Annotated in this window: 9 protein-coding genes and 1 pseudogene; 7 read left to right on the top strand and 3 right to left on the bottom strand. The window is 72.9% G+C overall.

Annotated features, from left to right (window positions below; translation table 11 throughout):
• From fxsT to NBZ83_RS12885, 5 genes are all read left to right on the top strand, one after another.
• On the top strand, positions 1–2,702 hold a 2,702-nt coding region (fxsT, locus tag NBZ83_RS12865; protein WP_261575006.1), incomplete at its 5' end, for an FxSxx-COOH system tetratricopeptide repeat protein.
• Positions 2,703–2,742: 40 nt separating this feature from the next.
• Complete coding sequence (locus NBZ83_RS12870; protein WP_261565983.1) at positions 2,743–3,912, top strand: hypothetical protein; 1,170 nt, start codon at positions 2,743–2,745, stop codon at positions 3,910–3,912.
• Positions 3,913–4,038: 126 nt separating this feature from the next.
• On the top strand, positions 4,039–6,438 hold the full coding sequence (locus NBZ83_RS12875) for an aKG-HExxH-type peptide beta-hydroxylase (protein WP_261565986.1): 2,400 nt from the start codon (positions 4,039–4,041) through the stop codon (positions 6,436–6,438).
• 114 nt (positions 6,439–6,552) lie between these two features.
• Positions 6,553–8,130 carry a bifunctional 3-(3-hydroxy-phenyl)propionate/3-hydroxycinnamic acid hydroxylase gene (locus NBZ83_RS12880; protein WP_261565987.1) on the top strand — a complete coding sequence of 526 codons (1,578 nt, stop codon included), beginning with the start codon at positions 6,553–6,555 and terminating at the stop codon, positions 8,128–8,130.
• 196 nt (positions 8,131–8,326) lie between these two features.
• The gene (locus tag NBZ83_RS12885) at positions 8,327–9,106 is read left to right on the top strand and encodes a class I SAM-dependent methyltransferase (RefSeq protein WP_261575007.1); all 780 of its coding nucleotides are present in this window, start codon (positions 8,327–8,329) and stop codon (positions 9,104–9,106) included.
• Positions 9,107–9,332: 226 nt separating this feature from the next.
• Here the strand turns inward: NBZ83_RS12885 and NBZ83_RS12890 are convergent, their stop codons facing one another.
• Positions 9,333–9,557: a zinc ribbon domain-containing protein gene (locus NBZ83_RS12890; protein WP_261575008.1), complete on the bottom strand. Its 225-nt coding sequence runs from the start codon at positions 9,555–9,557 to the stop codon at positions 9,333–9,335.
• Between the two features lie 10 nt (positions 9,558–9,567).
• Positions 9,568–9,772, bottom strand: a pseudogene (tnpA, locus tag NBZ83_RS34555) (IS200/IS605 family transposase); the annotation flags it as partial.
• Between the two features lie 119 nt (positions 9,773–9,891).
• On the opposite strand from tnpA, the gene NBZ83_RS34560 reads away from it, so the two are divergent.
• The gene (locus NBZ83_RS34560; RefSeq protein ID WP_261575009.1) at positions 9,892–10,494 is read left to right on the top strand and encodes a MerR family transcriptional regulator; all 603 of its coding nucleotides are present in this window, start codon (positions 9,892–9,894) and stop codon (positions 10,492–10,494) included.
• The gene (locus tag NBZ83_RS12900) at positions 10,494–11,471 is read left to right on the top strand and encodes an aldo/keto reductase (RefSeq protein ID WP_261575010.1); all 978 of its coding nucleotides are present in this window, start codon (positions 10,494–10,496) and stop codon (positions 11,469–11,471) included. Before NBZ83_RS34560 ends, NBZ83_RS12900 begins: the two co-directional genes overlap by 1 nt.
• Here NBZ83_RS12900 and NBZ83_RS12905 read toward each other — a convergent pair.
• Positions 11,461–12,378, bottom strand: coding sequence for a response regulator transcription factor (locus NBZ83_RS12905; RefSeq protein WP_261565995.1), 918 nt, complete (start codon positions 12,376–12,378; stop codon positions 11,461–11,463). The two genes, NBZ83_RS12900 and NBZ83_RS12905, sit on opposite strands and share 11 nt — an antisense overlap.
• Positions 12,379–12,555: the final 177 nt, after the last annotated feature.

Here is a 12,555-nt window from a genome sequence, read left to right on the forward strand (position 1 = left end):
GCAAGAGCGCGGTCGCGGCCCAGTTCGCCCACCGGTTCGACGCCGACTACGACATCGTCCACTGGATCCCGGCGGGCGACGAGACGTCCGTGCGCCGTTCCCTGGCCGACCTCGCCGTCGCGCTGCGGCTGGACTCGGCCTACACCGGCGCCGAGATGATCGGACTGACGACGCTCGCCGAGCGGGAGGCGGCCGTCGAGGTCCTCGAACGCCTCGGCCTGCCCGTCCTCGGGACGGGAATCGGGGATCTCACCGCGGTCACCCCCCGCTATCCGACGCACCGCCCGCGGATCTGGACGATGCCGACAATGTTCAACCAGCGGTTCGTCGGCCGCCACGCCCTGCTCGACGGGTTGCGCGACCGGTTGCTGCCCGGGGCGCGGGCCACCGGGCCGGCGCTGCTGCTCGGCGGCGAGGGGATCGGCAAGAGCGCGGTCGCGGCCCAGTTCGCCCACCGGTTCGACGCCGACTACGACATCGTCCACTGGATCCCGGCGGGCGACGAGACGTCCGTGCGCCGTTCCCTGGCCGACCTCGCCGTCGCGCTGCGTCCGGACAGCAGCGTGCCGCAGGCCCAGCGGTCCCCGTCGGAGCAGCTCGAACGGGTGGCGCTGGACGCGCTTCGCCGCGGCGACCCGTCGCCGCGCTGGTTGCTGGTCTACGACGGCGCGGGGCACCCGGAGTCGCTGGCCGGTCTGCTGCCGACGGTCACGCCCAACGGGCATGTCCTGATCACCTCGTCCGAGCCGGGATGGCGGGACCAGCCCGGCGCGATCTGGGTGGACCCGTTCGAGCCCGAGGAGAGCCTGGCGTTCCTGCGCCAGTGGCTGCCCGCGGTCGACCGGGGGCGGCTGGAACTGCTGGCCGAACGGCTCGACCACCGTCCGTCCGGCCTGCGCACCGCCGTCGGCCGGCTGCGCCAGGACTGGCGCGGCGCGGAGATTGACGACCACGCCGTCGACGCCTACCTGGCCCAGGCCGTCGGTGCCAGGGCCGAGACGGTGACCTGGACGGTGTCGTTCGAGACGCTGCGATCGGCGGCCAGTCCGATGCGGCGGGCGGCGGCCCGGCTGTTGCAGCTGTGCGCCTTCCTGTCCCCGCAGGGCGTCCCGCTGGCCCTGCTGGAGTCCCCGATGATGCTGCGTCACCTGGCCGAGGAGGTCGGCGACGACATGATCGCCGATCCGACCGTGCTGCCCGAGTTGTGGGAGGAGATCCGCAAGCCGCGGCTGGCCGAGGTCGACGCCGTGCCGGAGGGGCAGGTGCGGCTGGCGGCGCGCTGGCAGCGGCTGCTCGTCGAGCGGATGTCCCCGGCCGAGCAGGAGGCGACCCGCGCGGCGGTACTCGGGGTGTTCGCCGATATCGCGCTGGCCGCCCCGCGGCCCGCCGACGCGGCCAGCTGGCCGACCTACCGGCAGCTGGAGGAGCAGGTCCTGCCCGCCGGTGCGATCGACAGCCCGTCGTCCAGGGTCCGGCAGTGGCTGGTCGACCAGGTGTACGCGATGTGGCGGTCGGGGCGCCTGGAGGTCGGCCGCGACATGGCGCAGCGCGCGCTGGACCGCTGGCGGAAGCTGTTCGGTTCGGACGACCCGTTGACCCTGCGGATGGCCACCCATCTGGCGATCCTGCTGCGCGACCTCGGCCGGTTCCAGCTCGCCTACGACCTCGACACCGACACTCTCGCCCGCCAGCGCCACCGGCTGGGCATCCACCACCGGCACACGCTGATCACGGCGATGAGCTACGGCGTGGACATCCGCGAGCTCGGCCGGTTCGCGATGGCGGCGGCCGAGGACAGCAGCACCCTGATCGGCCTGCGCAGGACGCTCGGCGACAACCATCTCAACACCCTCATGGCCGCCGGCAACCTCGCCCTGTCGACCTTCCTCGACGGCCGGCCCCGGCAGGCGCTCGACCTCAGCCTGGACACGCTGGGGCGGCTTCGCCTGGTCGGCGCCGCCGACACCGGCCAGTTCTGGTGGCTGCAGGCCCGCGCCGGCATCTGCCACCGCGAGCTCGGTGACCTGGAGACCGCGGAAGGAATGTTGCGGGAGGCCGCGGCGAACCTCGCCCGCATCGAGGGCGAGAACACCCATCTGACGCTGCGCTGCAACAAGCACCTCGCGGTCGCCCTACGCCTGCGCGGCAGCCCGGACACGGCCGAGCATCTCGCCGCGCAGACGCTGGCGCGCTATGTCGACGTCTACGGCAAGGCGGACCTGGGCAGCATCGCCTGCCGGCTCAGCCACGCCGGCCACCTGCACGCCCTCGGCCAGCACCACGAGGCCGTCGTCGAGGCCCAGGCCTGCCTGCACGAGTACCTGCGTCTGCACGGGCAGGAGCACCCGTTCACCAACCTCTGCCGGTCCAACCTGTCGATCTACCTGCGTGCCGACGGCCGCCCCGCGGAGGCGCTCGTGCTCGCCGAGCAGGGCTACCAGTTCCTCGTCGAGGAGCTCTACCTGCACCATCCGTTCACGCTGGCCGCGGGGGTGAACCTCGTCGCCGCAAGCATCGCCGTCGGCACGATCGACGAGGCCCACCGGTTGGCCGGTGACCTGCTGGCGGAGGCCGAGCTCTCCCTGGACCGGGCGCACCCCTACCTGGCGGTCATGCGGGAGAACCTGGCACTGCTCGCCGCGGGGGAACCGGGTGGCGGGCCCGGCCATCGGGACATCGACGTCGACATCTCCAGCGTCTAAGGGCCTGCAGTCAAGGGCCCCAGTGTCTAAGGATGAGCTGATGGTGACTGTCTCCCAGGACTCCCTCGAACCCCACGTCATGACCGCGCCGCACGTCGGCAGCGAATACGACGGAATCGTCCGCGAATTCCGACGGGCGGTCCGGATCACCGGTGTGCAGCACGTCGAATACTACGAACACGGCCTGCCGACGGTGGCCGTCGACCTGCTCGAACATCCCGGGTTGGCGGCGGTGTTCCGCGGTTCCCGCACGGTGCCGCGCGCCCGGGCGGACTACGAGATGATCGGCCGTCATCTCAACCATCGGATGACCGAACTGAACGCGTCGCTGGCGGGGATGGGCGGCGGGAATCTGATCAGAACCGTCTTCGCCGCCGACGACCGGGCGGTGTTGTATTTCGACGTCGACAACGGCCAGTACATCGTCGGGGTCTGCCTGACCGGAGAAGCTTTGGACGACGCCGACCGATCGTTGTCTCGGACGGCGGCGCGGATTCGGCGCGCCCGGGGCATGACCGATCCGAACTACGGCGGCTACCTCGACAGTGGTGACATCTCTCATCTCGCAGATCACCCCGAGCCCCCCGCCGGGCCCTCCGTCGAGGACCGTCCGGACGAGGCGCGGTCCACCGACGCCCACGCCCACGGTCGTGCCGACGCCCATGCCGACGCCCATGCCGCCGACGACGCCGCCGACAGCGAGGGCGTTCATGTTTTCGCCTCGCTGCCGAGGCCGTCGGGGCCGGTGTTCGCCAACCCGTGGGCATCGGTGATCCACCGGCGCTGGTCGTCCGCCCCGGACCACCGGGAGGAGTTCTTTCAGGCGCTGGCGGTGAACATTCTGCAGCCGATCGACCTTCAGTACATCGGCCTGGTGCGTGCTGGCCGGATGAGCGTTGCAGATGTATTGGATCACAGCGATCTGAACGAATTCTTCGTCGGCCTTGGACGATCCGCCCGGCGGGATGCCTTCGAGAAGGTCGGCATCGAGTTTCTGGCGTTGAGCGATCTGCTGGATGGTCATCTGCGTTCGGTACTGAACCGGCGACTGTCCCGCACCGTGCTCGACGTGGAGAAGGGCGCACTGTATTTCCATCGGCTCGGCCGAGACGAGGTTCTGCTCGGCGTCACCCTCGACCAGCGGCGGGTGGCCGACGCCGACCAGCGGTTCCAGCAGCTCGTGCACCGATTCATCGCCGCCGACGGCTGAGTGGAGGCCGTCGGCGCCGACCGGAACTCGTCATTGGACGAGATCGTGTGCGATCGTGCCGCGCTATTGTCCGTCGTGCAGGCTCCTGTACTGCAGCATGCACCGGCCTGGCGGGAGGTCCCACCGATGGAAGACGATCTGACATCCTGGCCCGGCGCTCTCGTCGACCTGTGCGGATTCGGCATCGACCGGCTCGCCACCCTTCCCGGCCCGGCATCGGGAGAATGGCTGCATCGCGTCGCGTCCTGGATCGGGCACCCCGGCGGCCCGTTGCCCTCCAGCCTCGCCACGGCGCTGGGTGGAGACCTCACCGAGCCCGGCTACCGGCCGCACCCCAGGTTGTTCAACGACGTGCCGAGTGACCAGGACAGGCTTGGTCTGGGCTCGGCGGCCGGCACCCACGCCGCAGGCTGGCCCGCCCGCATCGGGGTCGCCGCCTCCCGGGCCGGGGGACACCATCGCCTCCGGGGAGCAGGCGCGTCGTCGTATGCCGTCCCCGTCGGGTCGGCACCAGCCGCCCGTCATCGGCTGTCCGCCGCCGAGATCGAGGCGGTCGCCGGTGGGAAAGCGGATGCCGCCGTGCTCGGCAGGCTGTGGCACGGCCAGCTCAGCCGGCGGATACTGCTGTTGTGGGCGGTGCTGCGCAGCGCGGGCACCCTCGACCTCGACGCCGAGACGCGAGTCTGCCTGGACGAGTCCGTGCGCGTGCTGGCCCACGTGCAGCGCCGTCAGCCCGGTGAGCTGCACGCCGTCCTGCTGCACCCGACGGTGGGGAGCTGGCTCACCGACAGCCTGCGCCGGTGCTGGCGGGGCACGAGCTCGCCGCCCGGCCGCGGTGACTTCGGCTATCTCGGTTACCTCGGCGGGATCGCGGCCGCCGCCGCGCTGCGGGCCCGGATGCCATGCCGAGTACCGGTCCACATCGACGGCGGACTCGTCACCGTTCCGACCGTCGGTTACGCCAAGGTGGCGGCGACGCATGACTGGGCCGTCGCGGCTGTGACGGTCGGTGCCCACCGCGGTACCGAGGCGGACCCCGGCGTCGGTACCAACGTTGGTACCGACGCCGGGGTGGCGGCGAGCCTGCGGGTGGTGGTGTCCGAGCGGGGCGCCGCCGCGCCGGTTGGCGACCGGCCGATGGCCGGCGCACCACGTCCGGTCGGCGGGGACGGGTGGCTACCGGTGCGTGCCCTGCGGGGCGCCGACGGTCTGGACCTGCTGCTGGAGGACACCGACCCGGTACGCGGTGGGGATCTGCCGCTGCCGGTCGCGGTGCGCGCCGCCGCGGCATCGGTGTCGCGATGGCGGCGGCTGGTCGCCGCGGCCGGGGACATCCTGGCGTCAACCGACGCCGGACAGGCGGCCGAGGTCGCCGGTGCCCTGCGGGCCCTCGTGCCGCTGCGCGAGGTGGCGGACCGCCCGGGCCGCGGCGCCACGACGACCGACGCTCTCGGCGCCGCGATGATCGCGCCGCCGCCCGACGCGCTCCGGCTCGCCGTCGCGCTCATTCACGAGTCGGCCCACAGCCGGCTGGAGATGCTCGTCGACATCACCCCGCTGCTGCGGGCGCACGACGACCGCGCGGTGCACTTCGCCCCGTGGCGGCCCGATCCGCGTCCACCGGCCGCCGTCCTGCACGGCGCCTTCGCCTACGCCCGCATGGCGGCGTTCTGGGCCGCCCGGTGGGGCGGTGTCGGCCGGGCTGTCGACCTCGGCGCGGCCTACGAGCTCGCCTGGTGCCGCGAAGCCCTGCGCGTGACCCTGCCGGTGCTGCGGGCAGCCGGTGGCCTGAGCTCGGCCGGGCACCGTGTCGTCGCCGCGATGACCGCCGACCACGAGTCCTGGGACCGGGTCGAGCTGCCGGCCGCGGTGAGTCAGGCCGCCCGCGACATGCTGCGGGACGTCGGCGTGGTCTGGCGGCTGCGCAACCAGCGGCCCGACGCCGACCACATCGCCGGTTGGGCGCGGGACTGGCTGGCCGGCCGGCCCTGCGGGCGCCCGGCGCCGCCGCGCTCCGGGGTGGAGCCCTGGACCGCATCCGGTCCCGGTCCCATGCACCGCCACGCCCGGCAGGTCCTCACCGCCCTGTTCTTCGCCGCGCGCGGCGCCAACCCGGCCCTGCCCGCCGACCCGGCCCTGCCCGCCGATCGGCAGTGGCTGGCAGAACCGGCTGGGGACTGGCCCGCCGCGGCCACGGCCGGGGATGTGTCGGCCGTGATCGGGGACACCGCCCACGCGGCGGTCGAGTTCCGCCGGGAGCTGCGTGAGCGGCCGGGACGGGTCGAGTCCTTCGCCGGGCTGGCGTTGATCCACGCCACCAGGGTCGGCGGGCTGCAACGGCGGCTGTGCGTCGATCATCCCGAGGCGGTGCTCGCCCTCAGCGAGCGGATCCGGGCCGCCACCGGCAGCTCTCCCGACCTGTCCGCCCTCACCGCCTGGATCGCCGCCGGCCCTCTGGGCCCCGACCGACCGATCCGGCACATGCCCACCCGAGTGCCGCGCACCCCTGCCGCGTCCACCTGCTGACCGCCGCGTTCCGTCGCTCTCGACCGGAAGCTCTGTCGCGGAAGGTGTCACTCCGCTGGCGTTCCGTGTTTAGATCTTCTACGGTTAGTAGAATTCGATCGGGAGGAACGCGCGATGGCGGATGACGCAGTGCTGGATGTGCTGGTGGTGGGCTACGGCCCGGTCGGCGCGGTGCTGGCGGCGATGCTGGGGCGGCGCGGCCTGTCGGTCGGCGTCGTCGATCCGCAGAAGGACCCCTTCCCGCTGCCCCGGGCGGTGGGCCTCGACGAGGAGACGCTGCGGCTGCTGATCGGGCTGCCCGGCCTGGCGGGCTTCCTCGGCCGTGTGCACGCCAGCGGCCGCAGCGCCATCCTCGGGCCGGACCGGCGCGTGCTCATCGAGCTTGGCCTCGGCGAGAGCGAGCTCGGCACCCCGGTCGCGGCCTTCTTCCACCAGCCCTCGTTCGAGCGTGACCTGCGCGCCGGCATCGCCACCCTGCCCGGCGTCACCGTGCATCTGGGGCGGTCGGTGACCGGGCTGCACCAGGATGGCGGGTCGACGGGCGCGGATGCTTCGGACACCCAGGCCGGCCCGGTGACCATCGAGCTGGACGACGGCAGCCGGCTGCGGGCCCGCTGGGTGGTCGGCTGCGACGGCGCCTCGAGCCCGGTGCGCGCCATGCTCGGCGTCGACTACGCCGGGTCGACCTTCACCCAGCCCTGGCTGGTCGTGGACGTCGAGACGCCGACGCCGCTGGCGCACCTGCCGTACTTCTCGTTCGTCTGCGACCCGAGGCGCCCGGCGGTCACCATGCCGATGCCCGGCGGGCACCGCTGGGAGTGGATGCTGCTGCCCGGGGAGGACCCGGCTCGGATGGCCGAGACCGACGGCGTCCGCGCGCTACTGCGCGAGTGGGTGGACCCGGATGCCGTCCGAGTGGTGCGCACCGCCGTCTACATGTTTCATGTTCGGATGGCCGCGCGCTGGCGGGTCGGGCGGGTTCTGCTCGCCGGGGACGCCGCGCACAGCATGCCGCCGTTTGCCGGCCAGGGCCTGGGCGCCGGGCTGCGCGACGCCGCCGCGCTGTCCTGGCGCCTCGCCGAGGTCGTCGACGGTCTCGCCGGTGAGGAGCTGCTCGACGCCTACGAACGCGAACGCCGGTCGCACGTGGCGGCGATGACGTCCGCGGCCCTGCGGGTCGGCCGGGTCGTGCAGACGACGAACCCGCGGCTGTCCCGGCTCACCCGGGCGGCGATGGTCACCCTCGATCACGCCCCCGGCGTGCGCCGTGCGCTTCGGAGCGGCGTGGCCCGGCCGAGGCCGCGGCTACCCCGCGGCGTCGCCGGCACCCGCCCCGCCGCCGGGCGGATCCTGCCGAACCCGCGGCTGCGCACCCTGGACGGCCGCATCATCCGCCTCGACGATCTACTCACCGACGGCTGGGCGCTGATCGGCCGTGGGGTCGACCCGACCGCCGGGATGGACCCCACCGCGCGGGACTGGGCCGACCGGCGGGCCGCCACCGCGCTCACCGTCGTCGCCCCCGGCGGTCTGCGGGCCGTCAGCGACGTCTCCTGCCCGGCGGTCGAGGACCTCGACGGCACGCTGCTGCGCGCCCTGCGCACCCGCCGGCCGCACCCGATCGCCCTCGTCCGCCCCGACCGCTACCTCGCGGGTCTCGTCGCGGCGCCGCTGCGAGGTATCGGCTGTTAGCCGAACTCGAACAGTTCAGCTGTTCACGGCCGGGTGGTCGGCCAGCGGCGACGTGTGCGAGGAACCGCCTGGTTGCTCGAGGGCTTCGGAGCACGTGGACCTCGGCGATGTCGGCGTAGCGGGCTGTCACGCGCGTGATGACGGGGAGGCTGCGCTGCCCTCTTCCGACCGGCGGCAGCACCGCTAGGGTGATCGTGTGGACGAGGATGACCGGCTACTTCTCAGCTCGTCGTTCGGCACCGAGGCGGTCGCGTACGCCAAGCACCGTCCGGACTACGCCCAGGCCGCAGTGCGGTGGGCGCTCGAGCGCGCGCCCGGTCCGCGAGTGCTCGACCTCGGCGCCGGAACCGGCAAGCTCACCGCCACGCTGCTCACGCTGGGCGCCGACGTCATCGCGGTCGAGCCCGACCCGGCGATGCTGACCGAGCTGCGCCGCGCACTGCCGGCTGTCCGTGCCCTGCCAGGTAGCGCCGAGGCGATACCGCTGCCGGCCGCGTCCGTCGATGCCGTGCTGGCCGGCAACGCCATGCACTGGTTCCACATGGACGTCGCGGGACCCGAGATAGCCAGAATCCTCGCACCCGGCGGCATCCTTGCCGGCCTGTGGAACGTCGTGGACGACCGGGTCGACTGGGTTGCCGGGCTCGCGCGGGTCAGCGGGAGCGCGGCCATCGGCCCGCGTGACACGCCCAGCAGTTGGCGTGCCGAGACGGCCGACCTGCACCTTCCCAAGACTGGCGTGGCCGCCCAGTTCGGCTCGCCGGAGCAGGCCGAGTTCCGGCACGGGCAGCGTCGCAGCGCCGACTCCCTCGTCGCGACACTCGCGACGAGGGCGGGGATGCTGGTCATGCCAGAACAGGAACAAGAGGCCACGCTGGGCCGGATCCGCGTTTTCCTCGCGAGCCGACCGGAGACCGCCCGCGGCGAGTTCACCCTGCCGATGCTGACCTGCGTGCTGCGCGTCCGGCGGCTGTGAAGGTCATCGACGATCGACGACACTATGCACGCCCTCTCACGACGAGGGCGGCGAGACGAGTCCGACGGCCTCCAGCTGGCGAAGGTGGCCAGAGGACCAGATCCGAGTAGACGGAGATCGGCGCGGTTGGTCGCCCCCAGGCGAATCGCGGAGGTTTTGACTTGGAGTGCGCTCCAGGTCCTAGCGTGGAGCCGTGACTCCTCTGACGGTTGAAGCCGTCAGCTTCTCAGGCCGCCCGCGCGTCAGCCCGACGGGCAGGCCCGGCCCGCAGAATGTTGACGGCCGCGTTCTCGTCCGCGTCCGCGGCATGCCCACACCGCACACAGACGAACGCGGCCCGCGTGGGCCGGTTCTCCCTCGCCACATGCCCACAGGCCGCGCAGCACTGGGAGATGTGGCGGGCGTCGACCTCGACGACGACCCGCCCGACGCTGGCCGCCCTGGCACGCAACACCCCTCTACGACGGGGAGTGCTCCGGGTGAGCCTCGACGAACAGGTGAACACGCTCCGATCCGGTCCCAACGCGACGACCGGCCAGTCGCACGCGGCGCACCGCTCCCGGATGAGCACGCCAAGGCGGGTCCCGGACGGTGCCGGTCAGGGCGGGACGGGCGGTACTGCGGGCACCACACGACGTGGTAGCCGAGCTCGCAGATGCCACCCACGCCGACCGACCCGACGGGACATGCATCTGCCTACACCGGCGTTACTGGTCCAACCGGGTACGGGTCCGTACCGGATTCCCCTGACGCCTGAAGGCGACAGTCCCCTTCGGAGGTCCTTGATGGCCACGCTCGAAGCACCCGCTACGACGTCCAGTCCGACCATCCCGCCCCGCCCGGCGTCGCCCCGCCAGACATCGCCGCGCCAGGCCTCGTCCCGGCAGGCTCCGCTTCGCCAGGCGCCGCCGCGATCGGTCCCGCCGCAGTCCGAGCCGGCGGGCGCGGTCGAGCCGGGTGACCCGCTCCACACCGCCTGCGGGGAGCCGGTGTTCGACCCGCTGACGGGCGAGGACGACACCGGCACCCTGACGATCGCCGAGGCCGCCGCGGCCACCGGCGTCAGCACCCACACGCTGCGCTACTACGAACGCGCCGGGCTGATGCGGGACCCGGTCGCCCGGGCCACCTCCCAGCACCGGCGTTACTCCGCCGACGACATCCGCTGGGTGACGTTCCTGACCCGGTTGCGGATGACCGGCATGCCGATCCGGGAGATGGCCCGTTACGCCCGGCTGGCCGGCGCGGGTGAGGGCAACGAGGCCGAGCGCCTGGCGCTGCTCACCGACCATCGACGCCGGGTACTGGAACGCCTCGACGAGGTCCAGCGCAACCTCGCTGCCATTGACAAGAAGATCGCCGTCTACCAGGAGAGGATCGACCGCTGATGCGCAGGGTCGCGTTGGGCAGCCAGGGGCTGGAGGTCTCCGTCCAGGGGCTGGGCTGCATGGGCATGTCCGAGTTCTACGGCGCCGGAGACGATGCCGAGTCCGTCGCCACGATCCACCGGGCGCTCGACCTCGGCGTCACGCTGCTGGACACCGCCGACATGTACGGTCCGCACCGCAACGAGGAGCTCGTCGGGCGGGCGATCGCCGACCGCCGTGACCAGGTCGTGCTCGCCACCAAGTTCGGCGTCGTCCGTGACCCGGCCGACCCCACCGTCCGGGGCATCAACGGCCGGCCGGAGTACGTCCGCTCGGCCTGCGACGCATCGCTGCGCCGGCTGGGCGTCGACCACATCGACCTGTACTACCAGCACCGGGTCGATCCGACGGTCCCGATCGAGGAGACCGTCGGCGCGATGGCCGAGCTCGTCGCCGCCGGGAAGGTGCGCTATCTGGGCCTGTCCGAGGCGGCGCCGGCCACCATCCGCCGGGCCCACGCCGTCGCGCCGATCACCGCCCTGCAGACCGAGTACTCGATCTGGTCCCGCGAGCCGGAGGCGAAGATCCTACCGACCCTGCGCGAGCTCGGGATCGGGTTCATCTCCTACAGCCCGCTGGGACGGGGCTTTCTCACCGGTACGTTTCGCTCGGCGGCGGACTTCGCCGCCGACGACTTCCGCCGGAACCTGCCGCGGATGAGCGGCGACAACCTGGCGGCGAACCTCGCCGTGGTCGCCGAGGTCGACAAGCTCGCCGCCGAGAAGGGCGTGACGCCCGCGCAGCTCGCCCTGGCCTGGGTGCATCACCAGGGTGCCGACGTCGTGCCGATTCCCGGCACGAAGCGGCGTCGCTACCTGGCGGACAACGTCGCCGCTGCGGAGATCGCCCTCACCCCCGCCGAGGCGCAGCGGCTCGGCGCCGCCGGGTCCGTGGTGGCGGGCACCCGCTACCCCGACATGTCGGGGGTCAACGGGTGACCAGCGCGCCGGGGGACGGCCGGGCCGGTGCGGTGCGGGCGGCCGTGCCTGTCGAGGCTGTTGTGCCTGTCAGGGCTGTTGTGCCTGCGGAGGCCGCCGAGGCTGGGGGCGGGGCCGAGCAGACGCGGTAGCCGATGCCGCGCACGGTGAGGATGTGGGTCGGGGCGGACGGATCCACCTCCACCTTGCGGCGCAGCCGGCGGACGTGGACGTCGAGCATCCGCGCCCCGCCGAAGTAGTCGTAGCCCCAGATCCGTTCGAGCAGCTGCTTGCGGGACACGGCCCGGCCGCCCGCGACCGCCAGCTCGCACAGCAGCCGGAACTCGGTGCGGGTCAGGTGCTGGTCCTCGCCGCACCGGCTCACAACGCCCTCGGCCGGGCGGATCCGCAGATCGCCGACGCTCAGCGCGCTCGCCGTCGCCTGCCCCGGATGGACCCGGCGCAGCAGGGCCCGCAGCCTCGCCAGCACCTCCGGGGTGATCGGGGGAGCGGTGACGTAGTCGTCGGCACCGGCCTCCAGGGCCGCGACGACGCCGGTCGGGTCCAACCGGTCGGCGACGACGACGAGGGGGACGTCGCCGGCGGCGCGCAGCCGGCGACAGAACTCCAGGCCGTCCATCGGCACGGCGGCCCCACCTGGGCCGTCCGGATCGGACCGGGCATCGCCGGGCGGGCCGAACACCAGCTCGTCCAGCCACGGCACGTCGGTCAGCTCGTCCAGCCACGGCACGTCGGTGGCCAGCGGCAGGCAGGTCAGCACCAGATGCGCGCCGCACGCGGCCAGCAGGGCGAGCGCCTGCTGGCCGGTTCCGGCCGTCTCGACGCCGTAACCCTCGCCGAGCAGGGCGGGCACCAGGTCACGCCGCAGAGCGGCCTCGTCCCCCACGAGCAGAAGTGTCGTCCGCACCTTGGGTATTTTCCCGGATCCGGGCCGGTTGTCCCCTTCGGGGCCCATCCGGACCAGGACCCCCCGGGCCGATCCGGCGCGCAACACCAGGGCTGACAAGGCCCGTGACGGCTCCCGACATGCCATTCGGCACATCCGACAGGTGGCCGAACGGCCCCGGACGGGGGTACCGCAGGT

Source organism: Frankia gtarii, from assembly GCF_025403375.1.
Classification (GTDB): Bacteria; Actinomycetota; Actinomycetes; order Frankiales; family Frankiaceae; genus Frankia; species Frankia gtarii.